The sequence below is a fragment of the Isoptericola sp. NPDC055063 genome (genome assembly GCF_053608125.1).
In genome coordinates, this window is sequence record NZ_JBSGUW010000009.1 from 76,785 (window position 1) to 103,516 (window position 26,732).

Sequence of the window (26,732 nt, forward strand, 5' to 3'; positions counted from 1 at the left end):
GGCCAAACGCCCGCTCACAGCATCCCCCGGCCCTGCCTGAAAGAGACGCAACGATGCCCCTCGTCGCCGGCGTGGACACGTCCACGCAGTCCTGCAAGATCGTCGTGCGCGACGCCGAGACCGGCGCCCTGGTGCGCTCCGGCACCGCGAAGCACCCCGACGGCACGTCGATCGACCCGCGGCACTGGTGGGACGCGTTCCTCGCCGCCGCGCAGGAGGCCGGCGGCCTCGACGACGTGGCCGCGATCTCCGTCGGCGGCCAGCAGCACGGCCTCGTCGCGCTCGACGCCGACGGCCGCGTGATCCGCGACGCCCTCCTGTGGAACGACACCCGCTCCGCCGCCGCGGCCGAGGACCTGATCCGCGAGCTCGGCGACGGCGACCGGGACGCCGGCGCGCAGGCGTGGGCCGACTCCGTCGGGTCGGTGCTCGTCGCGTCGCTCACCGTCACCAAGCTGCGCTGGCTGCGCGACACCGAGCCCGAGAACGCCGCCCGCGTCGCCGCCGTCGCGCTCCCCCACGACTGGCTGACCTGGCGCATCGCCGGCTATGGCCCGGAGGGCGAGTCGCCGCTCGGGCCGCGCCTCGACGCGCTCGTCACCGACCGCTCGGACGCGTCCGGCACCGGCTACTACGACGCCGAGGCGGACGACGGCGCGGGCGCCTACCGCCCCGACCTGCTGAGGCTCGCCCTCGGGCGGGACGACGTCACGCTCCCCCGCGTGCTCGGGCCGTCCGAGTCGGGCGGCGTCGCGCACGCGTCGGTCGCCGGCGCGGACGTCGACGGCGGCGCCCTGGTCGGCCCCGGCGCGGGAGACAACGCCGCCGCCGCGCTCGCGCTCGGCATGACCCCCGGCGACATCGCGATCTCGATCGGTACCTCGGGCGTCGTGTCCGCGGTCGCGCCGGCGCGCACCGCCGACGGGTCCGGCGCCATCAACGGCTTCGCCGACGCCACCGGCAACGCCCTCATGCTCGCCGTCACGCTCAACGCCGCCCGCGTGCTCGACGCGGCACGGTCGGTGCTCGACGTCGACGTCCACGAGCTCGCCGACCTCGCGCTCGCCGCCCCGCCCGGCGCCGACGGCCTCGTCCTCGTGCCCTACCTCGAGGGCGAGCGCACCCCCAACCGCCCCGACGCCACGGGCACGCTGCACGGCATCCGCCTCGCGACGTCCACCCGCGAGCACCTCGCCCGCGCCTACGTCGAGGGCATGCTCTGCGGCCTCGCCGACGGCCTCGACGCGCTGCGCGCCCAGGGCGTGCCGATCGAGCGCGTCATGCTCATCGGCGGCGCCGCCCAGTCCCCCGCGGTGCAGCAGGTGGCCACGCAGGTCTTCGGCCTCGAGATCGGGGTCCCCGAGCCGGGCGAGTACGTGGCCGACGGCGCCGCACGGCAGGCCGCATGGGTGCTCGCCGCCGCGGCCGACCCGGACGTCGCCGCGCCGGCGTGGTCGACGACGGTCGCCACGACGCTCGCCGCCGCCCCCCGGCCCGAGGTGCGCGCCCAGTACGCCGCCGTCCGCGACCTGATCTGAGCCCCGTGACGCCGCCCGCCGCCGACCCCACCCTCGCCGCGGGCCTCGCGACCGTCGTCGCGCGGGCCCGCGAGCTGGACGTCGCGGTGCACACCGTCGACGTCCGGGCGGGCGGCGAGCGCCTGCTCGCCGCGGCGTGCGCCCCGCTCGGACACGACGTGCCGCAGCGGATGTACTCGGTGTCGAAGACGGTGACGGGCCTCGCCGTCGGGCTGCTCGCCGCGGAGGGCGCTCTCGGTCTCGACGACCCGGTCGTCGGGCACTTCCCGGACCTCCTCGACGGCCACCCGGCGCACCCGTGGCTCGAGGCCACGACGCTGCGGCACATGCTCGCGATGGTCGGCCCGCACCGCGCCACCACGTACCAGGTGCGCGAGGGCGGCTGGCTGGAGTCGTACTTCCGCGTGCCGCCCACGCACCCGCCGGGCACGCTGTTCACGTACGACACCAGCGCCGCGTACACCCTGGCCGCCCTGGTGGAGCGGGTCTCCGGGACCTCGCTGGCCGAGTACCTGCGGCCGCGGGTGCTCGACCCGCTCGACGTCTCCCCCGGCCTGCGCTTCCTGCCCGGCCCGGACGGCTTCAGCCACGGCGGCTCCGGCCTGATCTGCACCCCCGACGACCTGGCCCGGCTGGCCCGGCTGCTCAACGACGGCGGCGTGCACGACGGCGCGCGGCTGCTCCCGGCGGAATACCTCGCGGCCGCCACGTCGCCGCAGTCGGACCCGGCGACGCAGACCTGGGGCGGGCCGTTCCGCGCGGCGTACGGGTACCAGCTGTGGCTGCCGCCCGCCGGCGGCTGGCTGATGTTCGGGATGGGCGGGCAGATCGTCTACGGCGACCCCCGGCTGCGGGTCACCGTGGTCGTCACCGCCGACTCCCAGGCGGCGGCGAGCGGTGACCAGAAGCTGCTCGACCTCGTCCTCGACCACCTCGTCGAGCCCGCGCGCGAGCTGGCGCGGGCGGGTGGGGGCGCGGCCACGGCGGGCGCCGTCGTCGCCCCGCTCCCCTGGCCCACGCCGCCCCACGAGCCCGCGCACGCGCGCCCGCTGGTCGGCCGCTGGGCCGGCCGCACCCCGGGCTCGGGCCCGGCGGGCCTCACGCTCGACGTCGACGCCGCCGGGGGCACGATCGCGTCGTCCGACGGCTGGTCGATCGCGCTCGACACCGCCGGCCCGCTGACGACCCGGATCGGGGACGAGCCGGCCGTCGTCACCGCAGGCTGGACCGGCCCCGGCGTCCTCGACGTCCGCGCGGGGACCCACGGCGACGAGCTGGCCACGCTCCGGCTGCGCATCGCGCTCGCCGACGACGGCACGCTCGCCGTCCAGTCACAGGGCTTCGGCGAGACGCTCGACCCGCGCTGGTCGTTCCACGCCGCCTACGCCCGCTGACCGCGCCAGCACGTCCCCGGGTCAGCCCTTGACCGAGCCGATCAGCGCGCCCTTGACGAAGAACCGCTGGATGAACGGGTACACGAGCAGCATCGGCAGCGTCGCCACGAAGATGACGGCCATCTTCACCGACTGGGCGGGCGGGACGACGTCGACGGAGCCCTCGTCCGCGTTCATGCCGGACGCGACGATGACGATCTGGCGCAGCAGCACCTGGATGGGCCACTTCTCCGAGTCGTTGATGTAGAGGATGGCCGCCTGGTAGGTGTTCCAGTAGTAGACGGCGTAGAAGAGGCCGATGGTCGCGATGGACGCGAGCGACAGCGGCAGCACGATCCGCAGGAACACCCCCAGGTCCGAGCAGCCGTCGATGCGCGCGGCCTCCTCCAGGCTGTCCGGGATGCCCTGGAAGAAGCTGCGCATGATCACGAAGTTGAACGCGTTGATCAGGACCGGCAGGACCAGCGACCACAGCGAGTCGATGAGCCCGAGCTTCTGCACCACGATGAACGTGGGGATCATGCCGCCGCTGAACAGCATCGTGAACACGACCAGGAAGTTGATCACCCGGCGGCCCTTGAGGTAGCGCTTGGACAGCGCGTACGCCATGAGCGCCGTGACCAGCAGGCTGAGGAACGTCCCGCCCACGGTGACGAGGACGGAGACCCCCATCGCCTGGAAGATCGTCGACGTCGAGAGGATGTACCGGTACGCGTCGAGCGTGAACGTGTGCGGGATCAGGATGAACGGCCGGGTGGCGATCTCGCCCGGGGTGGCGAGCGAGCTGCCGAGGACGTTGAGGAAAGGGATCAGGCACAGCAGCGCGAAGCCCGTCAGGACGACCACGTTGACGACCTGGAAGACGCGCACCCCGACAGAGGGCTTGCGGGACCGACCCGTGCCGCGGAGGGGTCGTGCGGCGGCTGCCACGGCGATCTTGCTCATCTGGGACTCCCGGTTCGGGGCTGGTCGGAATGCTGGTCGGACTGCTGGTCGGTGGCGCGCGGCGCGAAGAGCCCCGCGCTGACGAAGAAGCCGAAGGCCACGGGGTACAGCAGGAGCTGGCTGCCGACGAGGCACGCGAGCCCCGCGGCGAGGAACCACCACCCGGCGGAGCGTCGGGCGGGGCGGCGGCGCGCGAGCGCGAAGCCGGCGACGGTCAGCCCGAGCACGACCGGCACGGTGACGCTGAACCACGCCGCGAGCGTGCGGGTGGCCTCGTAGGCGGCGTCGAGCGGGACGCCCGCGGCGCCGGCCACCCCGCCGTCGGCGAGCAGCGGGTAGAGGGTGTCGGCGAACGTCGCCTCGTCGACGCCGTTCACCACGAGGGTGAACGCGCCGAGGGAGAGCGTCGTCAGGGCCGCCGCCACCCCGGCCACCCAGAGCTCGACGGTGCGCCGCACCGTGGCCGGCGGGCCGACGGGCTCGGGCGCGACCCCGTCGGCGTCGCGGCGGGCGGACGTCTCGGTCAGGGCCATGTCAGCCGTCCACCTCCGCGGGGGGCCGCGGAGGACAGGGGGCGACCCGGGGCGACGGCGTCGTCGACCCGCTCGACCCGGCCGGTCACGTCGGTCAGCCGCAGCGTGGGGCTGGCCTCAGCCGTCACCTCCGGACCGACCGCCCCGACCACCCGCACCCGGGTGAAGGCGGAGTCGGCCAGGTACCCGACACGGATGCCCGCCCGCGTCACCGCGTCGACGCCCGCCGCCATCGCAGGGACGCCCGGCCGGGCGTCGTCGGCGAACGAGATCGCGACGTCGTCGAGGGTGATCTCGCTCAGCGGCGCCTCCGGCAGCCCGTACAGGTGCGCGGCCGCCGCGTGCACCCCCCGCGCGGTCACGTGGGCCAGGTGGATCCGCCGGAACGCCGGGGTCCGGTCGTCCACCGGGTACGGGGACCGGTCGCCGACCCATGGCTCCTTGCCGTCGGGTCCGCAGAAGTAGTAGGGGTTGATGACGAACGGGCACACCACCCCGTCCATGATCACGTTCGTCACGCGCACGTCCTCGACGACGCCGCCGCGCCCGCGGCGCGACTTCAGCCGGATCCCGCGGTCGGTGCCGGAGAACACGCACCCGGTGATGACGACGTTGCGGATGCCGCCGCTCATCTCGCTGCCCAGCACGACGCCGCCGTGGCCGTGCACCATCGTGCAGCCGGTGATCGTGACGTTCTCGCAGGGCACGCGCTCGGCGGTGCGCTCGGTGCCCGCCTTGATCGCGATGCAGTCGTCGCCGACGTCGATGTGGCAGTCGCTGATCCGCACGTTCCGGCACGACTCCGGGTCGATGCCGTCCGTGTTGGGCGAGTCGGCGGGGTTGTGGATCCGCACGCCGGACACGCTCACGTCCTCGCACAGCAGCGGGTGCACGGTCCAGGCGGGTGAGTTCGTGAGGGTGACGTCGCGGATCGTCACCCTGGTGCACTCGTGGATCCCGACGAGCGTGGGTCGCGGGTACGCGAGGGACTCCCGGTCGTGGCGGAAGGTGTCCCACCAGGCCGCGCCGCCCCCGTCGACGGTGCCCCGGCCGGTGATCGCGACGTCGGTCTCGCCGTGCGCCCAGAGGCACGGCTGGTGGATCGTGGAGCTGGCTCCCTCCCAGCGCGCCTCGACCGGCGGGTAGAGCGCGGGGTCGGGCACGAACTGGAGCCGCGCACCCGCCTCGAGGTGCAGCTCGACGTGCGAGCGCAGGCGCAGGGCGCCGGTGCGGTGGGTCCCGGCGGGCACCACCACCGTGCCGCCGCCCGACGCCGCGGCGTCGTCGATCGCGGCCTGCAGGGCTGTCGTCTCGAGGGTGTCGTCGAGGGTGTGCACGTGTCGCCTCTCGGTGGTGCGTGGTGTGGTGGGCGGGACGTCCCCCGCCCACCACGTCGGGGAAGGTCAGCCGTTGACCTTGGCGTACGCCTCGGTGAACTCCGCCTCGATGTCGTCCAGGCCCTGGCCGCGCAGGTCCTCGACGACCGCCTCGTAGTCGGCCATCTCGATCTGGCCGGTGAGGTAGCGGTTGTAGGCGTCCATCGCCTTGTCCTCGATCGTCGACCACTGCCGGTCGAAGGTCTCCGAGCTCAGCGACTGGGTCGGGTTGATGACGGCGTCGGGCTCCTGAGCGGCCATCTTCTCGTTGGCCTCGTCCACGTAGGGCTTCGTGCTCTTGTAGGTCACGATCTTCTCGGAGGGGCGCGACGACGAGTACGGCTGCACCTCCTGCTCCCAGGCGGTCTGGTCCTCGATCGTCACCACGCCGTCGCCGTCGATCGAGTAGTGCTCCCCCTCGACGCCGTTGGTCATGAGGCCGAACGGCTCGGAGTCCATGAGCTTGTCGAGGAAGCCCAGCACCTTCCGGACCTCGGCCTCGTTCTTCACCTCGGACTTCGGCAGCGCCAGCCAGCCGCCCATGCCGCCGCCGGTGTCGGTGATGATGTGGTGCGGCTGGCCGTCGTAGGTGAGGTCGTTGACGAGCGCCCACGTCATGGGCGTCTTCGGGTCGGCGCTCTGCGCGAGGTCCATGTAGTTCTTCGCCTCGAACAGGCCCGTGACCACGATGCCGCCCTTGCCGCGGGCGATGGCGTCCTGCTGGTTCTGCTTCTGGACCGTGACGAACTCCTGGTTGACCGCGCCCTGCTCGTACACGCCGCGGTACCACTCCATCGCCTGCTTGAACTCGTCGCCGGCGAACGCGGCGTGGACCTGGCCGGAGTCGTCGACGGAGAACTTGTCGCCCGCGCCGAAGTACCCGGTCAGCGAGCGGAAGCCGACGAGGAAACTCTCCTCGCGGTCGATGAAGCCCGTGGTGTCGTTCTTGCCGTTGCCGTCGGGGTCGTCCTTGGTGAACGCGACGGCGACCTTCTCCAGGTCCTCGATCGTGTGCGGCACCTCGAGGCCGAGGTTGTCCAGCCAGTCCTGGCGGACGACGACCCCGTAGCGCGTCTTGATCTTCTGGAACGGCACCCCGTAGAGCGTGCCGTCGAGCTTGGCGGCGTCAAGGGTGTCGGCGTCGATCTTCGCCAGGTTCGGGAAGTCCTTCAGGTAGGGCTCCACGTCCCAGAACTGACCGGCCTTGAGCGCCTGGCGCACGGTCGTGCTGTCGGTGACCGTCAGCGACACGATGTCGGCGAGCTGGCCGGACGCGAGGGCGGAGTTGATCTTCTCCTCCTTCGACGCGTCCGGGACCCACTGCATCGTGAACTCCTGGCCGGTGTACTTCTCCAGGGCGGTCTGAATCGGTCCGTCGGCGTCCGGCGTCACGGGGGTGTGCAGCATCGACATCCAGGTGATCGGGCCGTCGTCGGCCGCGCCGTCGTCGCCCGAACCGTTGCTGCCGCAAGCGGTGAGCGCGAGCGCGGTCACCGCGGCCGCGGCCGCACCCTTGGCGAACAGGGTCTTGCGCATGGGTACTGCTCCTCTCATGACACCTGCTCCGTCGCAGGCGCGATCATCGGGTGGTGCAGGGAACGGTGGGCGGGCGCGGGCACCTCCGGGGTCTCCTCCAGGGGGCGGAACACGACGCGGGTGACCAGGCCGACGACGAACGCCGGCAGCCCGGCCCCGAAGAGCAGGAGCAGCGGTGTGGCGTACGTCCACAGCAGCCACCAGGCGACGCCGACGGCGGCGGCCCCGATGATCGTCCAGTGCAGCGAGCCGAAGCCGATCAGCAGCGCGGCGGCGAACCGGCGTCGCGTGGTGGCGATGTCGGTGGCGACCATGACGGGGAAGACGTAGGCGGTGGCGACGCCCAGCACGACGAGCGCCAGCACGTTGACCGCCTGCAGGATCCACGTCGGGGCGAGGAAGACGTTCGTGACGATCACGCCGCCCGCCCCGAGGACGACCCAGCCGGCGAGCATCGCCTCGAGCGTCCGCTCGCGGACGTCGGCCAGGAAGGCGCGGGCGAGCGGCGCGGTCTCGCCGTGCCGCAGCCAGCGGTCCATGGCCTTCGCCATCGCGTACGACGCCGGGCCGAACCCGAGCACGACGAGCCCGAGGAGCGTCGTCGCCAGCCACAGCACGCTCAGGCACGCGACCCGGAAGATGCCGCGACAGATCGCGTCGATGCGGACGAAGCCCTCGAAGGAGAACATCAGTAGACGCCCTCCTCGCCGAACCGCTTGGCGATGCGGTTGGCGAAGACCACGAGGATCAGGCCGACGAGGCCCTTGAACAGGCCGACGGCGGCCGCGTAGCTGAGCTGCCCGTTCTCGATGCCCGCCGTGTACACGTAGGTGTCGAAGATGTCGGCGACGTCGCGGTTCAGCGAGTTCATCACGAGGAACATGTGCTCGAAGCCGAGCTCCAGGAAGTCGCCGATGGCGAGGATGAACATCACGATGATGGTGGGCCGGATGGCCGGGAGCGTGATGTGCCAGGCCTGGCGCAGCCGCCCCGCGCCGTCGAGCTCCGACGCCTCGTAGAGCTGGACGTCGACCGCGGTCATCGCGGCGAGGTAGACGATGGTGCCCCAGCCGGCGCCCTTCCAGATCTCCTGGAAGATGTACATCGGCCGGAGCCAGTCGGGGTCGGTGAGGAACGGGACGGGGTCGAGGCCCCACGAGACCAGCAGGTTGTTGACGGACCCGCCGTCGGTCGTGAGCAGCACGTAGAAGATCGAGACGACGATCACCCACGACAGGAAGTGCGGCAGGTAGACGACCGACTGGATGCTGCGCTGGAACCACTTCGTGCGGACCTCGTTGAGCAGCAGCGCCAGGACGACCGGCACCGGGAACGCGAAGATCAGCATCCCCAGCGAGATCATCAGCGTGTTGCGCAGCAGGACGTAGAACGTGTCCTCGGAGAAGAAGCGCACGAAGTGGTCGAAGCCGACCCACGGGCTGCCGCCGATGCCGAGGAACGGCATGTAGTCCTGGAAAGCGATGACGAGGCCGCCCATGGGCGCGTACTTGAACACCAGGAAGTACAGGATCCCCGGCACGGCCATGAGGTAGAGCGCCTTGTGCTTCCACAGCGCCGACGAGCGCTTCCGGCGCGGGCCCGACGGCGCGGGTTCGGGTGCGGGTGCTGCCTCCGGCGCCGCCGCCTGGGCGGCGGTGACGGCGCTCATCGCGCCGGCCCCACGTCGTACGTCACTACCACCATCGGCGTGCCCCTCTGCTCTTCCTCGAGCTGGTCGCGCTCCCTGGTGGGACGCGTCCGGTAACCGGTTTCTCGGACGCTACCGGACGATTACCGCGATGGGCAAGCGCCTTCCAACAATCGGTGTCGAGATCGTGAACACTCAGCCCGCAAGGACGCCGAGGTAGTCCACATCTCCGCGAGGTAGTCCGAACTCTGGCGAGGTAGTCCAGACTTCGCCGAGGGAGTCCCGATCTGGCCGAGGTAGTCCACGCCAGGGCGCACATTGCGCACTACCTCGTGGGAAGTTGGACTACCTCGGCGGGATCGGGACTACCTCGCGGAGAAACCAACTACCTCGACGGGATCGGAACTACGTCGCGGGGGTGTGGGCGCGGGCGTAGGTGCGCACACGGTGGCGCAGGGTGCCCGGGCCGGACGACGTGGCCCAGCCGCCGTCGTCGACGACCTCCCAGACCCCGGCGTCGATGGCGGGGGCGAAAGCGTCGCCCTCGATGGCGAGGTCGACGTCCGTGACGAGGAGCCGGTCGGCGATGGGCAGCGCGGCGGCGTAGACCTCGCCGCCGCCCATGACCCACACCTCGTCGCCGCCGGGTGCGGCGGCCGCGAGCGCCAGGCCCGTCTCGAGCGAGGGGGCGACGACGGCGCCGTCGTCCGCCCAGCCGGGCTGCCTGGTCACGACGACGTTGGTGCGGCCGGGCAGGGGGCGGCGCGGCAGCGACTCCCAGGTGCGGCGCCCCATGACCACGGGGTGGCCTGCCGTGGTGGCCTTGAAGTGCGCGAAGTCCTCGGGGATGCGCCAGGGGATGTCGCCGGACGCGCCGATGACGGGGCGGCCCGCGGCGTCGTGCGCCTGGGCCCAGATCAGCCCGATCACACCGCGACCGGGGCCTTGATGCCGGGGTGGTGCTGGTAGCCGAGCACCTCGATGTCCTCGTACGCGTAGTCGAAGATCGAGTCGCGCGGCGCGAGGCGCAGCGTCGGGTACGGGTACGGGTCGCGCTCCAGCTGGGTGCGCACCTGCTCGACGTGGTTGTCGTAGATGTGGCAGTCGCCGCCCGTCCAGACGAACTCGCCCACCTCGAGCCCGGTCTGCGCGGCCACCATGTGGGTGAGCAGCGCGTACGACGCGATGTTGAACGGCACGCCGAGGAACAGGTCCGCGGAACGCTGGTAGAGCTGGCAGCTGAGCTTCCCGTCGGCCACGTAGAACTGGAACAGCAGGTGGCAGGGCGGCAGCGCCATGTCGGCGAGCTCGGCCACGTTCCACGCGCTGACGATGAGGCGGCGGGAGTCCGGGTTGACCTTGATCTGGTCGATGACGCCCGCGATCTGGTCCACGTGCTGCCCGTCCGGCGTGGGCCACGACCGCCACTGCACGCCGTAGACCGGGCCCAGCTCGCCCTCGGGCGAGGCCCACTCGTCCCAGATGGACACGCCGTGCTCCTGCAGCCAGCGCACGTTGGAGTCGCCACGCAGGAACCACAGCAGCTCGTAGGCCACCGACTTCAGGTGCACGCGCTTGGTGGTGATCAGCGGGAAGCCCTGCTGCAGGTCGTACCGCAGCTGCCGGCCGAACACGCTGCGCGTGCCCGTCCCGGTGCGGTCCTCCTTGTGCGTGCCGCGGGTCAGCACGTCGCGCAGCAGGTCCTCGTACGGGGTGGGGATCGCGGCCATGCGGAAACCCTACGACCCCGCGGGCAGCGTCGTCGGCGCACCCGACCCGCGCGTCTCCGACGTCACACCGCCCGGCTGTCACGACGCGCCCCGCTGCGCGGTCGACGTGGTGAGAGCGCCCGACGGGCGCGGCACAGGAGGCAGTGATGCGACGCATCGTGATCGTCGGTGGCGGCTACGCGGGGTTCACGACGGCCCGTGAGCTGGAGAAGGGGCTGCGGCGCGAGCTGCGCCGCGGCGAGGTCGAGCTGGTGCTGGTGGACCCGCGGCCCTACATGACGTACCAGCCGTTCCTGCCGGAGGTGGTGGCCGGCTCGGTGGAGGCGCGGCACGCGGCGGTGGCACACCGCAGCCACCTGCGTCGCACGCGGCTGGTCGACGGGTCGGTCGTGCGGATCGACCACGCGGACCGGGTGGTCGTCGTGCGGCCGCGGTCGGGTGCGACCTTCCGGCTGCCGTACGACACCGTCGTGGTGACGGCGGGCGCGGTGACGCGCGTGTTCCCGATCCCCGGGGTGGCGGAGCACGCGATCGGGATGAAGCACGTGGAGGAGGCGGTGGCGATCCGCGACCGGCTGCTCACGTCGTTCGACCGGGCGGCGAGCCTGCCGCGCGGCGCGGAGCGGGAGCGGCTGCTCACGGTGACGTTCGTCGGCGGCGGGTTCTCCGGCGTCGAGGGCTTCGCCGAGCTGCTGTCCCTGGCCCACGACCTGCTGGCGCGGTACCCGGAGATCGCCGCCGACGAGCTGCGGTTCCACCTCGTGGAGCGCAGCGGGCGGATCCTCCCGGAGGTGACGGAGCGCCCGGGCCGCTGGGTGGTCGAGCAGCTCGAGCGGCGCGGCGCGCACGTGCACCTCGGTACGGCGCTGGAGTCGGCGGTCGACGGCGTCGTCACCCTCTCGACGGGCGAGTCGTTCGCGTCGGGCCTGCTGGTGTGGACGGCGGGCAACGCCGCGAACCCGGTGGTCGCGACCCACACCGACCTGCCGGTCGACGCGCGCGGGTACGTCGTCGTGCGGCCCGACCTGCGGGTGGGCACCGACGACGCCCCTGTCGACGACGCGTGGGCCGCGGGCGACGGCGCGGCGGTGCCCGACCTCGCGGTGCCGCGCCCCGGCGCCCTGGCCGTGCCGAACGCCCAGCACGCGGTGCGGCAGGGCCGGCGCCTGGCACGCAACCTCGTCGCGACCCTGCACGGACGCCCGACGCGCCCCTACGTGCACGGCAGCCTCGGCGTCATCGCGACGCTGGGCCTGGGCTCGGGGATCTTCCAGGTCCGCCGGCTGGTGGTGAAGGGTCGGCTCGCGTGGCTGATGCACCGCGGCTACCACCTGCTCGCCATCCCGACGTGGGAGCGCAAGGCCCGTGTGCTCGCCGTCTGGCTCACCGCCGTCGCGTTCGGGCGGGACGTCGTCTCGCTCGCGTCGGTCCAGTCGCCCCGGGCGGCGTTCGCCGAGGCAAGCAGCCCCGAGGCCGACGCCGCCCGCGACGCGACGCTCGTCGCCTAGCGAGCGCCGAACCCGGCCAGCTTGTCCGGGTTGACCTGCACGTACACGTGCTCCACACGCCCGCCCGCGACGTCGAGGGCCAGGAGCGCGACGGCCGCGCCGTCGCGCTCCACGACGAGCGCGGGCAAGCCGTTCGCGTCGACGACCCGCACCTCGCCGAGAGCCCAGTACTTGCGCCACACGTTGTCGAGGAACAGCGACACCCGCGCCAGCCCGACGAGCTCCACCTTCGACGCGTGCACCCGCCCGCCGCCGTCGGGCCGCGCGACGACGTCGTCCGCGAGAAAGCGCTCGAAGCGGGCGAGGTCGCCCTCGTGCGCGGCGGCCACGAACTCGTCGAGCAGGCGCCGGTGCTCGCCCGGGTCGACGGGCACGGCCTCACGCCTGCCGAGACGCTCGCGGGCGCGGCGCGCGAGCTGGCGCGTGTTCGCCTCGCTGAGGCCGAGGATCTCCCCGACCCGGCGGTGCGGGTAGCCGAACGCCTCCCTCAGCACGTAGACGGCACGCTCCAGCGGGGTGAGGCGTTCCAGGAGCAGCAGGGTGGCGAGCTCGAGGGCCTCGGCCCGCTCGGCGCCGAGCGCCGGGTCGTCGGACGTGTCGACCGGCTCGGGCAGCCACGGCCCCACGTACGTCTCCCGGCGCGCCCGCGCCGACGTCGCCGCGCTGATCGCGAGCCGGGTCGTCACGGTGGTGAGGAACGCGGCCGGGTTCTGCACGGCCTCCCGGTCGGTGCCCTGCCAGCGCACCCAGGCGTCCTGCACGACGTCCTCGGCCTCCGCCACGCCGCCGAGCATGCGGTAGGCGATGCCGAACAGCTGCGGACGGACGGCGAGGAACACGTCGAGCGCCCCGGCGTCCTCGGTCTCGTCGAGGGTGCCGGGGCGCTCGGACGCGGCGGGGCGCGACGTCATGCGGCCACGCTACGCCCCGGCCGGCGGGTGCGGCAGGCGCCGGCGGAGCGAGTCATGCGGCCGAGCGCGCCACGAAGTCCGCGTAGGTCACCTCGCCGAGGCGGGCGTCGCCCAGCGGCACGATCGAGTCCTCCTCGAGCAGGGCGCCGAAGTACGGCGCCGCCGGGTCGGCGACGACCTCGCGCTCGTCGCCCGCGTCCGCGAGGACCGCGCGCTCGAACTCGTCGAACCGCACCCGGTCCGGGCCGGCGATGTCGTACCTCCCGCCCCGCGGAGCGCTCGCCGCGGCCTCCGCCACGAACCGCGCGACGTCCGCCGACGCGATGGGCTGGAACGCGACCGGCGGGATCCGCACCACGCCGCCGACGGTGGCGCCGTCGGCGATCCGCGGCCCGAACTCGAAGAACTGCGTGGCCCGCACGACGGTCCACGGCACGCCCCCGTCGCGCACCAGCTCCTCCTGCGCCACCTTGGCGCGCAGGTACCCGGAGTCCGGGTTCCGGTCGGCGCCGACGATCGACAGCGCCACGTGGTGCCCCACCCCGGCGCGCTTCTCGGCGTCGAGCAGCGTGCGCGTCGACATGGTGAAGAAGCGCAGCACGTCGTCATCCGCGAACGACGGCGAGTTCGACACGTCCACGACGACGTCGGCGCCCGCGAGCGCCTCGTCCACGCCCTGGCCGGTGAGGGTGTCCACCCCGGTGCTGGGCGCGGCCGCGACGGCCTCGTGCCCAGCCTCCGTGAGGTGCGCGATGACCTGCTTCCCGATGAGACCCGTCCCACCGACGACCACGATCTTCATGCGAGTGTCCTCTCTGCGGTGCGCGGCCCGGTGGCCGCCCGACACCCTCTCGACCGCGGCCCGGGTCGTTCCGTGACACCCCGGGGAACGTGATCCCGGTCACGCCACGGGGTTCGCGGCGGGGCCTGCGGAACCGGCCCGTGGAATCGGTCCGCGCCTCCGCACGTTCTCCCCCGGAACCCCCGGACGCCACCGGGAACGCAGTGGGAGGATCACCTCATGACGGACCAGACCACCACCGAGACCGCCGCCGGCCCCGAGACCGACACGGCGGCCCCCGTGACCCCGTCGCCCACCGACCCGCTGTGGGTGGAGCGCACCGGCAGCCGCACGTACCGCGGGCACACGGCACGCGGCGCGAGCGTCGAGATCGGTCCCGTCGAGGCCGGCGCCGTGTTCACGCCCGGCGAGCTGCTCAAGATCGCGCTCGCCGCGTGCGCGGGCATGAGCAGCGACACCAAGTTCGCCCGCGTGCTGGGCGACGCCTACGAGGCCGTGATCCGCGTCGAGGACGCGAAGGACCTGGACGAGGACCGCTACCCGGTGCTGACGGAGCGGTTCGAGATCGACCTGTCGGGCCTTGACGAGGCGGCGCGCAACAAGACCCTGCTGCTGGCGCAGCGCTCGATCGACCGCGCCTGCACGGTGGGCCGCACCCTCAAGGCGGGCGCCCTGGTGCCCCCTGCGGTCTTCGAGCAGCCCGTGTTCGAGCAGCCCCCGCTCGACCGGCCCGGGGGCGACGGCGCGGAGGGCCCCGCATCGTGACGCGCGGCAAGGGCTCCACGGGCGGCGAGGTCGTCCCGCACGAGGAGCGCGGCGGCGACGTCGAGCGCCGGGACGAGGCGGCGCGCCGCGAGGCGTGGACGGAGTACCGGTCGACGCCGCTGCTCGACGCGCTCCTCGACAAGGCGGTGACGATCCCGTCCGCGGCGATCCACAAGCACGTGGACCGGCTGCGCGCCCGCAACCCCGAGGCCGACCCCGCCGGCATCGTGCGGATCCTGGAGAAGGAGTACCTCACGCTGCTCACGACGGCGGGCGGCGCGGTGGGCGCGGCGGCGGCCGCGCCGTCCGTCGGGACGGCGGCGGCGACGGCCCTCACGACGGGCGACGTGGCGACGTTCTTCGGCGCCTCGGCGGCGTTCGCGCTCGCCGTCGCCGACGTGCACGGCATCGAGATCGACGACGTGCCACGCCGTCGCGCCCTGCTCCTGGCGACCGTGCTGGGCGACCGGGGCGCGAAGGACGTCGAGAACGCGATCGGCGGCTCCACCGTCGCGTGGGGCAAGGTGCTGCTCACGTCCATGCCGCAGACCACGATCAAGCGCGTCAACAAGACGCTCGCCCGCCAGTTCCTCAAGCGGCAGGTGGCCAAGCAGGGGTCGCTGGCGCTGGGCCGGCTGCTGCCGTTCGGCGTCGGGTTCGTCGTGGGGGTCGCGGGCGGACGGGCGCTGGGGCACGGTGTCGTCGCGCAGTCGCGGCGCGCGTTCGGTCCACCGCCCGAGCACTTCCCCCGCGTGGTGGAGCTGGTGCTCGAGCCGGGTGCCGACACGCCCACCCTGCGCGCCCTCGACCCGCCGCGGCGCACGTCGCCGAGCCGCTGGCTGCCGCGCCGCAGGGGCCGCGGCCGCGCAGCGGAGCACGAGGACGAGGACGGGCACGAGCACGAGGACGACCCCTCGTGACGGCGCCGGCCGACGCCCACCCGGCCCGCCGCGTCGAGGTGGCGCGGGTCGTCCCGGTGGAGGCGTCCGTCGCGTACGCCTGGGTGGCGGACCTGCGCACCCACCCGCGGTGGATCGTCGCCACGCGCCTCCAGGGCCCCGCCGGCGGCGGGCCCCAGGTGGGCGACCGGTACGCGATGGCGAGCGGGCCGGGCGTGCGCCGCGACCCGGGCACCACCGTCGGACGGCTCGTCGTCGTCGACCGCATGGTGGTGGAGCAGCTCGAGCGGCCGTCGACGTCCGCGGCCCGCGTGGGGCGCACGCGGCTGCGCAAGCTCGGGCCGGTGCTGCTCGGCGAGGCCGGGTTCGACGTCGTGCCGATGGACTCCCGGCGCTGCCGCGTCGTGTGGTGGGAGGAGGCGTACCTCGCCGGCCGGCTGCCGCGCGTCGTCACCGACCCGCTGACGGGGCTGGCGCTGCGCGGGTTCATGCAGGTCTCGCTGGCGCGGCTCGCGCGCCTCCTCGCCCGGCACAGCTGACTGCGCCTGACCGCGCCTGACCGGTGGGACGCCCTGCCGCGCGCCCGGGTCCGGCCGGTACAGTCACGTGACGTGAGCACCGAGGGTTCCACCCAGCCGTCGTCCACCACCGCCGCCCCGGCCGCAGATCTGGTCGCCCGGCTCGACGCCCTGCGCCGCGAGTACGCGGACCTGCAGGCCCGCGGGCTGAAGCTCGATCTCACGCGCGGCAAGCCGTCCGCCGAGCAGCTCGACCTCGCCGAGCCGATGCTCGACCTTCCGGGCGAGGGCCACCACCTGGCCGAGGACGGCGCGGACACCCGCAACTACGGCGGCCTCGCCGGGCTGCCCGAGCTGCGGCGCATCTTCGCCGAGCTGCTCGGCGTGCCCACGGAGCAGCTGCTCGCCCAGGGGAACGCGTCGCTCACCCTCATGTACGACACGGTGGTGCAGGCACTGCTGTTCGGCGTGCCCGGGTCGGAGCGGCCCTGGTCGCGCGAGGAGCAGATCACGTTCGTCTGCCCCGTGCCCGGGTACGACCGGCACTTCGCGATCTGCGAGGAGCTGGGCATCCGGATGGTCACGGTGCCCATGACGCCCGACGGCCCTGACGCCGAGGCCGTGGCTGCGCTCGTCGCCGACGACCCGACGATCAAGGGCCTGTGGACCGTGCCGACCTACGGCAACCCGGACGGCTCCGTGGTCTCCGAGGCCGTGGCCCGCCGCCTCGTGTCGATGCCCGCCGCGGCCCCCGACTTCCGCATCTTCTGGGACAACGCCTACGCCGTGCACCACCTCACGCAGCACGAGGCGAAGTCGGCCAACGCGATCGAGCTCGCCGCCGAGGCCGGAAACCCCGACCGCGTCCTCATGTACGCCTCCACGTCGAAGATCACCTTCGCCGGCTCCGGGGTCGCGTTCTTCGCGTCGTCGGCCGCCAACGTCTCCTGGTTCACGAAGCACCTCGGCATCCGGTCCATCGGCCCGGACAAGATCAATCACCTGCGCCACGCCATGTTCTTCGGTGACGCCGAGGGCGTGCGGGCGCACATGCGCAAGCACCGCGACATCCTCGCGCCCAAGTTCAGCGCGGTCGTCGACATCCTCGACGAGCGCCTGGGCGACGCCGGCGTCGCCACGTGGACGCGGCCCGACGGCGGGTACTTCGTGTCGGTCGACGTCGTGCCGGGCACGGCGGCGCGCGTCGTGCAGCTCGCGAAGGAGGCCGGGATCGCGCTGACCCCCGCCGGCGCGACGTACCCGTACGGCCGCGACCCGCACGACCGCAACATCCGCCTCGCGCCCTCGATGCCGCCGCTGGACGAGGTGCGCGTCGCGATGGACGGCGTCGCCACCTGCGTGCTGCTCGCTGCCGCGGAGGCCGCCGCCGCGTCCTGACGCGTCACCCGCCCCGGCCCGGATGTTGTGAGCGGGCGTTTGGCCCTGCTGCGTGACGGCAGCAGGGCCAAACGCCCGCTCACAACGTCTCGGCCTGCGGGAACACACAATCTTCGCGCTTCCTCTCGTGGCGGGTCACGACGGCCCGCTGCGTCCTGCACACGCTCGGCCTAGGCTGCTGGGGACGCCCGCGGCAGACGCCGGAGCCCGCGGCGCGCGGCCCAGGTGCCGGCGGTGGCGGCGGGCGTCGGACCGACGCCCCCGACCCTGGACCCGACGCTTCGTGACCTCCTCCCCCCGCACCCCCGACCCGAGCGGCCCGGCCGACGAGCCGCGCGCCGAGGCCCCCAAGGCCCGGCTCTCGCTCACGCAGGTCGTGGCCAGCGCGCTCGCCGCGGTGAGCGCCACGGTCCTCATGTCGTTCTTCGGCGTCGCCGGGACGATCATCGGGGCCGGCCTCGCGAGCATCGTCACCGTGATCGGCAACTTCCTGTGGACGCGTTCGATCGAGAAGACGCACGAGCAGCTCAAGCCCGTCGTGACGCAGCTGGCGTCGAAGTCGCGGCGCACCACGGAGACCTCGCGGGGCACGGTCGTGACCGTCGCCGACGCCGGCGGCGGCACGACGGTGGAGACGGACGTGGCCGCGGAGTCCGCCGTCCCGTCCCCGCCCGACGACGGTGACGTCCCTCCCGACGACGGCGCCACCGGGCCGCAGGGGTCTGCCGAGGAGCCCGCGGAGGAGCCGCGCAACGCGTGGCTGCGGTTCGTCGAGAAGCACGGGACGAAGAAGGTGCTCGCCGTGTCCGCCGCGGCGCTGTTCGTCGTGGTCATGGGCGTGGTGCTCGTGATCGAGCTCGCGATCGGGAAGCCGCTCTCCGACGCCGTGCGCGGCCAGGAGGGCTCCGGCACGAGCATCAGCCGCAGCTCCAGCGACCACGGCGGTTCCACCCCGGAGCCGACGCCGTCCAGCCCCGCCGAGGACCCGGCGAACGTGCCCGGCACCGACCAGGGCACCGACGACCCCGCGACCGGCACCACCGACGGGACCACCGACACCCCGACCCAGGAGCCCACGCCGGACACCACCGGCGGCACCGACTCCGGGAAGGACCCGATGACCGGCGACGGCACCGACGGGACCACGGACAACCCCACGGACGGCACGGGCGGCGGCACCGACTCCGGCACCTCGGGCGGGTCCGACGGCGGCACGGACGACGGCACGAGCGGTGGGACGACCGGCGACGGCACGACCGACGGCGGCGACACGAGCGGCGGCACGGACACGGGCAGCGGCACCGGCTCGACCGACGCCGAGCCGGGCGCCGGCACCTCGTCCGGCGGCTCCGCCCAGGAGGGCGCGACGCCCACGCCGACCCCCGCGTCCTGACCACGCTCCCCAGACGCCGAACAGGCAGTTGACACCGTGATCGCGCCTCGAGGGGCGCGATAACGGTGTCAACTGCCTGTTCGGCACCCCGGGTTTCGACAGCCGGGTTCGGCTGCCGGGGTGCGGCGGGGCTCAGCCGAGCACGGCCTTGAGGAACTCCTGCGTGCGCTCGTGCTTGGGGTTCGTGAACATCGTCTCGGGGTCCGCCTCCTCGACGATCTGCCCGTGGTCGAACATGAGCACGCGGTTCGACACCTCGCGGGCGAACTGCATCTCGTGCGTCACGAGCAGCATCGTGATGTCGGTGGTCCGGGCGATCTCGCGGAGCACGCCGAGCACGTCGGCGACGATCTCCGGGTCGAGGGCCGACGTGACCTCGTCGAGCAGCAGGATCTCCGGGTCCATCGCGAGCGCGCGGGCGATCGCCACACGCTGCTGCTGACCGCCGGAGAGCTGCGTGCAGCGGGCGTCACGCTTGTCCGACATCCCGACCTGCTCGAGCAGCTGCTCGGCTCGCTCGATCGCGTCCTTCTTGGACAGCCCGAGCACGTGCACGGGCGCCTCGATGATGTTCTCCAGCACGGTCATGTTCGGGAACAGGTTGAACTGCTGGAACACCATCCCCACGCGGTTGCGCACCACGCGGCGGCGCTTCTCGGAGATCTCGACCCACTTGTCGCCCTTGTACTCGTGCGTGTAGGGGTCGCCGTCGATGAGGATGAGGCCGCCGTTCGCCTCCTCCAGCGTCATCAGCAGGCGCAGGATCGTCGTCTTCCCGGAGCCGGACGGGCCGATCAGCGTGACCCGGTCACCCTGAGCGACCGAGAAGTTCAGCCCGTCGAGCACCACGTTGTCGCCGAAGCGCTTGGTCACGTCCCGGAACTCGATGGCGGGGGTGCTCCCCGTGCGGGGAGCGCTCGTCGGTGTGGTCATGGTCTGGCTCCCAGCGGAGGTGGTCGTCGTGTCAGGCAAGGCGGGTCTCCATCCGTCGTACGAGCAGCGAGGTCGGGTAGCTCACCAGCAGGAAGAGCAAGCCCACCATCGTGATCGGCTCGATGTACGAGTAGGTGAGTGCGCCGTAGGCCTGGGCCGCCGAGTACATCTCGACCACGGTGATCGCGAAGAGGAACGGCGTCTCCTTGAACATCGACACCGCGTAGTTCCCCAGGCCCGGCAGGGTCTTGCGGATCGCCTGCGGCAGGATGATCGCGAACCAGGTGCGCGCCTTCGGCAGGTTGAGCGCCTTGGCCGCCTCCCACTGACCCGGCGGGACGGCCTCGATCCCCGCGCGGTACACCTCGGACATGTACGTCGCGTAGTGCACGCCGAGCACGCCGAAGCCGATGATCAGCGGCGGCACGTCGACCAGCAGCAGCCAGACGAAGACGAGCTGCACCAGCAACGGCGTCATGCGGATGAAGTCGACGACGAAGCGCAGCGGCCCACGGACCCAACGGGTCGGCGTGCGCATGGCCAGGGCGATGAGCAGCCCCAGGATCGCGGCGATGACCATGCCGACGACCGTCGCCTCGATGGTCACGACCAGACCTCGGAGCAGGTCGGGGAGCACGTCCCAGGCGATCTCCCAGTCCCAAATGTCGCTCATGCCACGCCCCCCTTCACGCGAGCGATCTCGGTCGGGACGCCCGGCTTGAGGCCGAGCACGTCACGCATCCGCGGACGCGCGCCGCGACCGAGCCGGCGCTTGGCCCGCTCCTCGAGCCAGTTCATCCCCCAGGTGAGGACGTAGGCGATCACGAAGTAGATGACGAGGCCGATCCCGTAGCTGAAGAACGTGTCGCGGGTGTCCCGCTGGAGCTCGTCGATCCACCAGTACACGTCGTGCAGGGTGATGTAGAACGCGAGCGCGGAGCCCTTGAGGAGCTGGATCAGCAGGTTCGCCAGCTGGGGGATCATCAGCGCCCACGCCTGCGGGAAGATCACCCGGCGCACCTTGTGGAACCAGCCCAGGTTGAGGGCCGTCGCGGCCTCCCACTGGCCGGTGGGGACGGACTCGATGGAGCCCCGCACCACCTCGGCGGCGTACGCGCCGTAGTTGAGGCCGAGGGCCACGATGGCGACCGTGAGCGCCTCCATCTTGAAGCCGAGCTGCGGCAGCACGTAGAAGAGCCAGAAGATCTGGACCACCAACGAGGTGCCGCGGAAGAACTCGATCACGACCCGGGACGGCCCGCGCACCCAGAGGGTCCGGGTGCGCGAGCCGAAGCCCAGCACCAGCGCGACCACCATCGCGAGCACGGCGCCGCCGAGGGTCATCTCGAGCGTGACGAGGACCGCGTCGCCGAGGTTCGGCAGCCGGTCGATCAGTGCCTGAAGATCGTCTGACATGCGGTCAGGAGTCCAGCCCCAGCTCGTCCTGGATCGCCTTGAGGTCGCCCTCGCACAGCATGTCGGCCGTCAGGCCCGCCGGCGGGAACTCCGCCTCGGTGAAGCCGAACGGCTCCATGACCTCGAGCCACTTGTCCTTGTCGCCGGTGATCTTGGCGAGCTCGGTGTTGTACGCGTCCCGCAGCTCGGTGTCGTCCTTGCGGAAGACCTCGGAGCCGGCGCCGATCTGTGCCACGCCGTCGATCGTGGCGACGAACGCGTCCGTGGCCTCGACGTCCTCGTCGGTGCTGTCCGCGAGCGCGCGGATCGAGATGCCCGTGAGCGCGAACGCGTCGGCGCGGCCGGTCACGACGGCGTTCAGGCCGTCGGTCGAATCGCCGACGGTGATCGTCTTGACGCCCGTGTCCTTGGCGTAGCCGTCCTCGATCGCGCCGCTCGTGACGGCGATGGTGAGGCCCGAGTCCTCCACCGACTGCCAGTCGGAGAGCTTGTCGGGGTTGCCCTTCGGCACGAGGAACGCCGTGGTGTACATGATGGTGGGCTCGGCGAACGCGGCGGCCTTGCAGCGGTCCGGGAGGATCGACATGCCCGCGGACACGGTGTCGTACCGGTCGGCGTTCAGGCCGGGGATGAGCGAGTTCCACTCCGTCTGGGTGCCCTCGACGTCGTCGACACCGAGCGCCCCGAAGATCTTCTTGTCGAGGGCGATCGTCGCGCCGGTGAGCTCGTCGCCGTCCTTGTAGCTGTACGGCTTCTCACCGTTGAAGGCGACGTTGACCGTCCCGGCGTCCTTGATCTTCTGCAGCGTCGATCCGCTGCCGCCGTCGCCCGATCCGCCGTCATCGACGCTGGAGCAGGCGGTGAGTGCGGTCATGGTGAGGACGGCGCCGACGGCGATGACCGCCCGATGGCGCTTCGTGGTCCTGATGGACGACACGGTGTCTCCCTTCCGTGCCCGGGCGGAGTCGCGCCGGGCTGTTGGGTCTGGACGGTGCGACACCGTAGCCGCGATGCCGACGCTATGACAATCTATGTATCCGCATGTCGGATTGTCTACAATCCTCAAGGGCGCGCCGCTCAGCCCGTCAGGTTCGACGTCGTCGCAGGTCAGGACGCCGTCGACCGCGCCGAATCCGGCACCCGGGCTGCCCGGAGGCCCACGAACGCAGTCATGGCATGGTCACAAGAGGGTCACGATCTGGCCGGTGGGCCCGGTCGCGGGATGATGTGTCCCGTCGGGGCGGTCCCCGACCACGTGGAAGGAGAGCAGATGACCCCGTCGTCACGGGTCCCCGTCGGCAGTGCGCCGTTCCTGTCGCCGGTGACACGGCCGTCGACGGTCGACCTCATCACCGTCGAGCTGCGCAACGCCGTCTACTCGGGGGCGCTGCCCGTGGGGTCGCCCATCCGCGAGGTCGAGATGTCGAGCCAGCTCGGGGTGAGTCGCGGGCCCTTCCGCGAGGCCGCACAGCGCCTCGTCCAGGAGGGCCTGCTGCGGTCGACCCCCGGCCGCGGCCTCAGCGTGGTGCGGATCGGCGCCGACCGGGTGCGCGCGCTGTACGAGGCGCGCACGGTCGTCGAGACGTCGGCCGCACCGCTCGCCGTCGAACGGGCCACGGCCGCGCAGGTCGCGGCCGTCCGTGCCGCGCACGACGCGCTCGTCGCCGCCGAGCGCAGCGAGGACGCCCGGCGCGTCGGCGACGCCGACCTCAACGTGCACTGGTCGCTCGTGGCCGCCGCCGGGAACCCCTGGCTGCTGCGCTGGATGACCACCCTCATCGTCGAGGTCCGGATCGCGAGCTTCACGCTCAGCGAGGACTACGCGGTGCGCAAGGACGCCGCCGAGTCGCACGTCGACCTCGTCGAACGCTTCGAGGCGCGTGACGCCGACGGGCTCGTCGCCGCGATCCGCACCAACCTGGCCGACGCCGTCGCGCGCCTCCTGGCGCCCGAGACGGTGGAGGTCGAGACCTTCGACGAGCCGCGGCCCTCCCCCGCCCCGCGCCTGGAGCCGATCACGCCGACGTTCCCCGAGCCTTGATCCCGCGAGCGCCCAGCGCCTCGAGCTGGGCCCTCCGCTCGCGCTCGTAGTCGTCCGCCCGCCAGGACGTCAGCCCGCCGACGACGATCCCGGCCGGCCGCCCGTCCTGGCCGGGCAGCACCTCGACGATCTCTCCCGGCGCGCCGAACCCCGGGTGGACGGGCAGCCGCAGGTCCTCGCCGTCCGCCACCAGCCGCTCGGCTCCGGCCAACGGGTCCTCGCGGCGCGGGTCGATCAGCCACAGCTCCTGGCCGAGCCGCACGACGTCGGTCTGGCCCCACAGGTTCGCGAAGCGGCCCGTGCGGCGGTCCAGCGCCTCGACGTCGGCGGCGGAGCCCGGGGCTCCCGCGTCGAGCGCGGTCGCGACCAGGGCGAAGAGCCCGGTCGCGATCGTCTCGGCCGGGCCGTCGACGGCGTTGGTCAGCACCGACACCACCACCCGCCCGGCGGGGTCCGCCCACGTGCGGCTGAGCTGGCCGGGGAACGACCCCCCGTGCCCGACGACGCGCCGCCCCTCGATCTCCCGCGTCTCGAAACCCAGCCCGTAGCGGCGCGGCCGCGCGTGCGGACGGTCGATCACCGACTCGTCGCGGTGCAGCAGGCGTCGGGTCTCGGGGCGCAGGAGGTCCGAGCCGTCCGCGTGCGCGGCGAACCAGCGCGTGAGGTCCGCCGCCGTCGAGCAGAACCCCGTCGCCGACGCGAGGGCGCCCGTGCGCACCGGTGCGACGGGCAGCCGGCCGTCGTCGGCGACCCCGAAGGCGGAGTGGCCGACGACGTTCGCCGGTCCCTCGGTCGCCTCCGCCGTCGTGCGCCGGAGCCCCAGGGGCTCGAGGAGGTCGGCCCGCACGTGGTCCGCGAACGACGCGCCCGTCACGGCCTCCACCACCAGCCCCAGCAGCCCGTAGGCGAGGTTTGAGTACTTGAAGACCTCGCCGCGGCCGAGGACGGCGCCGTCGAGGAGCACCGACTGCACCAGCGTGCCGCGGTCGGGGAACGGCGCGCCCAGCTGCCAGAAGTCGGCGTCGCGGCCGTCGCGCCGCACGCCTCCGGTGTGCCCCAGCGCCTCCCGGAGCGTCACCCGGCCCATGGGCGCGCCCACGAGCTCCGCCAGGTGGGCCTCGAACGGATCGTCGAGCCGCAGCGCGCCCCGGTCCGCGAGGCGCGCCACCGCGGTCGCCGTGAAGGTCTTGGAGTGCGACGCGACGCGGAACACGTGGTCGGGACGCAGCGGCTCGCCGGTCGTGGCGTCGGCGACGCCCCACGCGTCGTCGAGCACCAGGTCGTCGCCCACGCGGACCGCGTACTGCACGCCCGGGACCCGCGCAAAGCCTGCCTGGGTGGCGACCCACGCGGCGAGGTGGTCGACGTCGAACAGGTCGCTGGTGGCGTGCTCCGAGGTCATGGGCGCCACCCTGCCACGACGGGCGGCCGATGAGTTCGTCGTCGGAGGGCTGTCCTAGCCTGGGACGTGACGCACGTCACCCAGGCGACCCCGGGAGATCCCATGTCCGACCCGCCCACGCCCCGCGTCCCCGCCGCCGGCCCCGCCGACCTGGCGGTCGACGCCCACGGGCTCGTCAAGCACTTCACCACGCGCAAGCAGGTCACGAAGGCCGTCGACGGCGTCGACCTGCAGATCCCGACCGGCAGCGTCTTCGGCCTCCTCGGCCCCAACGGCGCCGGCAAGACCACCGTCGTGCGGATGCTCGCGACGCTGCTGCGACCCGACGCGGGCAGCGCCCGCGTCCTCGGGCACGACGTCGTCGCGGACGCCGACGCCGTGCGCAGCGCCGTCGGGCTCACCGGCCAGTACGCCTCCGTCGACGAGGACCTGACCGGCACCGAGAACCTCCTCATGCTGGCCCGGCTGTACGGCTTCCGCGGCGCGGCCGCCCGGCGCCGCGTCGAGGGCCTGCTCGACGCCTTCAGCCTCTCCGACGCCGGCGCCCGGCAGGTGAAGACCTACTCCGGCGGCATGCGGCGGCGCATCGACCTCGCGGCGTCCCTCGTGCTCGCCCCGCGCGTGCTGTTCCTCGACGAGCCCACCACGGGCCTCGACCCACGCAGCCGCAACCAGGTGTGGGACATCGTGCGCGTGCTCGTCGCGGACGGCGCCACGGTGCTGCTCACCACCCAGTACCTCGAGGAGGCGGACCAGCTCGCCGACCGGATCGCCGTCATCGACCACGGCACCGTCATCGCCGAGGGAACGTCGACGGAGCTCAAGCGCTCGGTGGGCCAGGGCGCTGTGACGATGCGCCTCGCCGACGCGACCCAGCGGGCCGCGGCCGCGAGCGTCGTCGAGAAGGTGCTCGGCTCCGCGCCGACCCTGCCCACCGACCCGTACGCCCTGTCGGCCCGCGTGCCCGACGAGGGCACGGCCGACGTGGCACAGCTGCTGCCCGCGCTCGGCGAGGCCGGCATCGCCGTGCCCGAGTTCACGCTGGGCCAGCCCAGCCTCGACGAGGTGTTCCTGACGATCACGGGCCAGCCGCTGCCGGCCGACGAGGACGACGCCCGGCCCGTCGAGGAGGAGGTGTCCCGATGACCACGTCCGCCGACCCCGCCGAGATCACGACCACCACCCTGCGTCAGGCCGTCGCCCTCACCGAGCGCCCGGCCCGCCCGTCCCCGCTCGCGATGACCCTGACGTTCGCGTGGCGAGCGCTGCTGAAGATCAAGCACGTGCCCGAGCAGCTGTTCGACGTGCTGGTCTCCCCCGTGATCTTCACGCTGATGTTCACGTACCTGTTCGGAGGCGCGCTGGCCGGCTCGACGTCGGCGTACATCCAGTTCCTGCTGCCCGGCATCCTGGTGCAGACGATCGTCATCGTGACCGTGTACACCGGCTACACGCTGAACACGGACATCACCAAGGGCGTCTTCGACCGGTTCCGCTCCCTGCCGATCTGGCGGCCGGCGCCCATCGTGGGTGCCCTGCTGGGCGACACCGTGCGCTACTCCATCGCGTCGGTCATGACCATCGGGCTCGGCCTGATCCTGGGCTTCCGGCCCGACGGCGGTGTCGTCGGCGTCGTGCTCGGGGTGCTGCTCCTGCTGGTCTTCGCGTTCTCGCTGAGCTGGATCTTCACCATCCTCGGGCTGCTGCTGCGCACCCCGAACGCCGTGATGGGGGTGTCCATGATGGTGCTGATGCCGCTGACCTTCGCGTCGAACATCTTCGTCGACCCGTCGACGATGCCTGCCGCCCTGCAGCGGTTCGTGGAGATCAACCCCGTCACGCACCTCGTCACCGCCGTCCGCGGCCTCATGGCGGGCACCCCCGACAGCGGCGAGATCGTCTGGGTGCTCGTCGCCGCCGTCGTCCTCACGGGCGTCCTCGGCCCCGTCACGATGCACCTGTACCGCACCCGCCACTGACCAGGTTCTCGTTGTGAGCGGGCGTTTTGTGCGCGTGTTTAGTACAAACCGAGGCAGACCGCCTGCT

At 72.7% G+C, this 26,732-nt stretch carries 26 protein-coding genes; 11 read left to right on the forward strand and 15 right to left on the reverse strand.

All coding sequences use genetic code 11. The features are described from left to right. Window positions 1–53 precede the first annotated feature (53 nt). Entirely contained in the window at window positions 54–1,538 is a 1,485-nt protein-coding gene (xylB, locus tag ACWF41_RS12465) for a xylulokinase (protein ID WP_380326322.1), read from the forward strand. Between the two features lie 5 nt (window positions 1,539–1,543). Continuing rightward, window positions 1,544–2,932, forward strand: coding sequence for a serine hydrolase domain-containing protein (locus ACWF41_RS12470; RefSeq protein WP_380326318.1), 1,389 nt, complete (start codon window positions 1,544–1,546; stop codon window positions 2,930–2,932). 21 nt (window positions 2,933–2,953) lie between these two features. Here the strand turns inward: ACWF41_RS12470 and ACWF41_RS12475 are convergent, their stop codons facing one another. The 8 genes from ACWF41_RS12475 to ACWF41_RS12510 all read right to left on the reverse strand — a co-directional run bounded on the left by ACWF41_RS12475 (window position 2,954) and on the right by ACWF41_RS12510 (window position 10,700). Continuing rightward, window positions 2,954–3,877: a carbohydrate ABC transporter permease gene (locus ACWF41_RS12475; RefSeq protein WP_380326315.1), complete on the reverse strand. Its 924-nt coding sequence runs from the start codon at window positions 3,875–3,877 to the stop codon at window positions 2,954–2,956. Then, complete coding sequence (locus ACWF41_RS12480) at window positions 3,874–4,410, reverse strand: hypothetical protein (protein ID WP_380326312.1); 537 nt, start codon at window positions 4,408–4,410, stop codon at window positions 3,874–3,876. The genes ACWF41_RS12475 and ACWF41_RS12480 overlap by 4 nt, the downstream gene beginning before the upstream one ends. Next, the gene (locus tag ACWF41_RS12485; protein ID WP_380326309.1) at window positions 4,401–5,747 is read right to left on the reverse strand and encodes a glycoside hydrolase family 28 protein; all 1,347 of its coding nucleotides are present in this window, start codon (window positions 5,745–5,747) and stop codon (window positions 4,401–4,403) included. The genes ACWF41_RS12480 and ACWF41_RS12485 overlap by 10 nt, the downstream gene beginning before the upstream one ends. A gap of 66 nt (window positions 5,748–5,813) precedes the next feature. Next, window positions 5,814–7,322 (reverse strand): extracellular solute-binding protein, encoded by a 1,509-nt coding sequence (locus ACWF41_RS12490; RefSeq protein WP_380324437.1) that lies wholly within the window; start codon window positions 7,320–7,322, stop codon window positions 5,814–5,816. A gap of 14 nt (window positions 7,323–7,336) precedes the next feature. Then, a complete protein-coding gene (locus ACWF41_RS12495; protein WP_380324434.1) occupies window positions 7,337–8,011 on the reverse strand; it encodes a YesL family protein in 675 nt (224 codons plus the stop codon). Then, entirely contained in the window at window positions 8,011–8,991 is a 981-nt protein-coding gene (locus ACWF41_RS12500; RefSeq protein WP_380324431.1) for an ABC transporter permease, read from the reverse strand. The genes ACWF41_RS12495 and ACWF41_RS12500 overlap by 1 nt, the downstream gene beginning before the upstream one ends. Window positions 8,992–9,375: 384 nt before the next feature. Next, the gene (locus ACWF41_RS12505) at window positions 9,376–9,900 is read right to left on the reverse strand and encodes a dihydrofolate reductase (protein WP_380324428.1); all 525 of its coding nucleotides are present in this window, start codon (window positions 9,898–9,900) and stop codon (window positions 9,376–9,378) included. Beyond that, window positions 9,897–10,700, reverse strand: a complete 804-nt coding sequence (locus tag ACWF41_RS12510) for a thymidylate synthase (RefSeq protein ID WP_380324425.1) — start codon at window positions 10,698–10,700, stop codon at window positions 9,897–9,899. Before ACWF41_RS12510 ends, ACWF41_RS12505 begins: the two co-directional genes overlap by 4 nt. A 146-nt stretch (window positions 10,701–10,846) precedes the next feature. Between ACWF41_RS12510 and ACWF41_RS12515 the strand changes: the two genes are divergently transcribed. After that, window positions 10,847–12,208 (forward strand): NAD(P)/FAD-dependent oxidoreductase, encoded by a 1,362-nt coding sequence (locus tag ACWF41_RS12515; protein WP_380324422.1) that lies wholly within the window; start codon window positions 10,847–10,849, stop codon window positions 12,206–12,208. Here the strand turns inward: ACWF41_RS12515 and sigJ are convergent. Both sigJ and ACWF41_RS12525 read right to left on the reverse strand, forming a co-directional pair. Then, window positions 12,205–13,119: an RNA polymerase sigma factor SigJ gene (sigJ, locus tag ACWF41_RS12520; protein WP_380324419.1), complete on the reverse strand. Its 915-nt coding sequence runs from the start codon at window positions 13,117–13,119 to the stop codon at window positions 12,205–12,207. The genes ACWF41_RS12515 and sigJ overlap by 4 nt on opposite strands. Before the next feature lie 52 nt (window positions 13,120–13,171). Beyond that, window positions 13,172–13,921, reverse strand: coding sequence for an SDR family oxidoreductase (locus ACWF41_RS12525; RefSeq protein ID WP_380324416.1), 750 nt, complete (start codon window positions 13,919–13,921; stop codon window positions 13,172–13,174). Window positions 13,922–14,140: 219 nt separating this feature from the next. Between ACWF41_RS12525 and ACWF41_RS12530 the strand changes: the two genes are divergently transcribed. From ACWF41_RS12530 to ACWF41_RS12550, 5 genes are all read left to right on the forward strand, one after another. Continuing rightward, window positions 14,141–14,686 carry an OsmC family protein gene (locus ACWF41_RS12530; RefSeq protein WP_380324413.1) on the forward strand — a complete coding sequence of 182 codons (546 nt, stop codon included), beginning with the start codon at window positions 14,141–14,143 and terminating at the stop codon, window positions 14,684–14,686. Continuing rightward, window positions 14,683–15,606, forward strand: a complete 924-nt coding sequence (locus tag ACWF41_RS12535) for a hypothetical protein (RefSeq protein WP_380324410.1) — start codon at window positions 14,683–14,685, stop codon at window positions 15,604–15,606. The genes ACWF41_RS12530 and ACWF41_RS12535 overlap by 4 nt, the downstream gene beginning before the upstream one ends. Further along, entirely contained in the window at window positions 15,603–16,124 is a 522-nt protein-coding gene (locus ACWF41_RS12540; protein WP_380324407.1) for an SRPBCC family protein, read from the forward strand. The genes ACWF41_RS12535 and ACWF41_RS12540 overlap by 4 nt, the downstream gene beginning before the upstream one ends. A 72-nt stretch (window positions 16,125–16,196) precedes the next feature. Next, on the forward strand, window positions 16,197–17,501 hold the full coding sequence (locus ACWF41_RS12545; RefSeq protein ID WP_380324404.1) for an aminotransferase class I/II-fold pyridoxal phosphate-dependent enzyme: 1,305 nt from the start codon (window positions 16,197–16,199) through the stop codon (window positions 17,499–17,501). Window positions 17,502–17,784: 283 nt separating this feature from the next. After that, window positions 17,785–18,894 (forward strand): hypothetical protein, encoded by a 1,110-nt coding sequence (locus tag ACWF41_RS12550; protein WP_380325357.1) that lies wholly within the window; start codon window positions 17,785–17,787, stop codon window positions 18,892–18,894. Between the two features lie 132 nt (window positions 18,895–19,026). On the opposite strand, the gene ehuA is transcribed toward ACWF41_RS12550, so the two are convergent. The 4 genes from ehuA to ehuB are packed head-to-tail and all read right to left on the reverse strand — an operon-like array spanning window position 19,027 to window position 22,180. Continuing rightward, window positions 19,027–19,827: an ectoine/hydroxyectoine ABC transporter ATP-binding protein EhuA gene (ehuA, locus tag ACWF41_RS12555; protein WP_380325360.1), complete on the reverse strand. Its 801-nt coding sequence runs from the start codon at window positions 19,825–19,827 to the stop codon at window positions 19,027–19,029. Window positions 19,828–19,858: 31 nt separating this feature from the next. Continuing rightward, window positions 19,859–20,500, reverse strand: coding sequence for an ectoine/hydroxyectoine ABC transporter permease subunit EhuD (ehuD, locus tag ACWF41_RS12560; protein WP_380325363.1), 642 nt, complete (start codon window positions 20,498–20,500; stop codon window positions 19,859–19,861). After that, a complete protein-coding gene (ehuC, locus tag ACWF41_RS12565; protein ID WP_380325365.1) occupies window positions 20,497–21,243 on the reverse strand; it encodes an ectoine/hydroxyectoine ABC transporter permease subunit EhuC in 747 nt (248 codons plus the stop codon). The genes ehuD and ehuC overlap by 4 nt, the downstream gene beginning before the upstream one ends. A 4-nt stretch (window positions 21,244–21,247) precedes the next feature. Continuing rightward, on the reverse strand, window positions 21,248–22,180 hold the full coding sequence (gene ehuB, locus ACWF41_RS12570) for an ectoine/hydroxyectoine ABC transporter substrate-binding protein EhuB (RefSeq protein WP_380325368.1): 933 nt from the start codon (window positions 22,178–22,180) through the stop codon (window positions 21,248–21,250). A gap of 333 nt (window positions 22,181–22,513) precedes the next feature. Here ehuB and ACWF41_RS12575 point away from each other — a divergent pair, with 333 nt between their 5' ends. Further along, on the forward strand, window positions 22,514–23,284 hold the full coding sequence (locus tag ACWF41_RS12575; protein WP_380325371.1) for a GntR family transcriptional regulator: 771 nt from the start codon (window positions 22,514–22,516) through the stop codon (window positions 23,282–23,284). Here ACWF41_RS12575 and ACWF41_RS12580 read toward each other — a convergent pair. After that, entirely contained in the window at window positions 23,259–24,686 is a 1,428-nt protein-coding gene (locus tag ACWF41_RS12580) for a serine hydrolase domain-containing protein (protein WP_380325374.1), read from the reverse strand. The genes ACWF41_RS12575 and ACWF41_RS12580 overlap by 26 nt on opposite strands. 102 nt (window positions 24,687–24,788) lie before the next feature. On the opposite strand from ACWF41_RS12580, the gene ACWF41_RS12585 reads away from it, so the two are divergent. After that, the gene (locus ACWF41_RS12585) at window positions 24,789–25,832 is read left to right on the forward strand and encodes an ATP-binding cassette domain-containing protein (RefSeq protein ID WP_380325377.1); all 1,044 of its coding nucleotides are present in this window, start codon (window positions 24,789–24,791) and stop codon (window positions 25,830–25,832) included. Then, window positions 25,829–26,665 (forward strand): ABC transporter permease, encoded by an 837-nt coding sequence (locus tag ACWF41_RS12590; protein WP_380325380.1) that lies wholly within the window; start codon window positions 25,829–25,831, stop codon window positions 26,663–26,665. The genes ACWF41_RS12585 and ACWF41_RS12590 overlap by 4 nt, the downstream gene beginning before the upstream one ends. The last annotated feature ends 67 nt before the right edge of the window (window positions 26,666–26,732 follow it).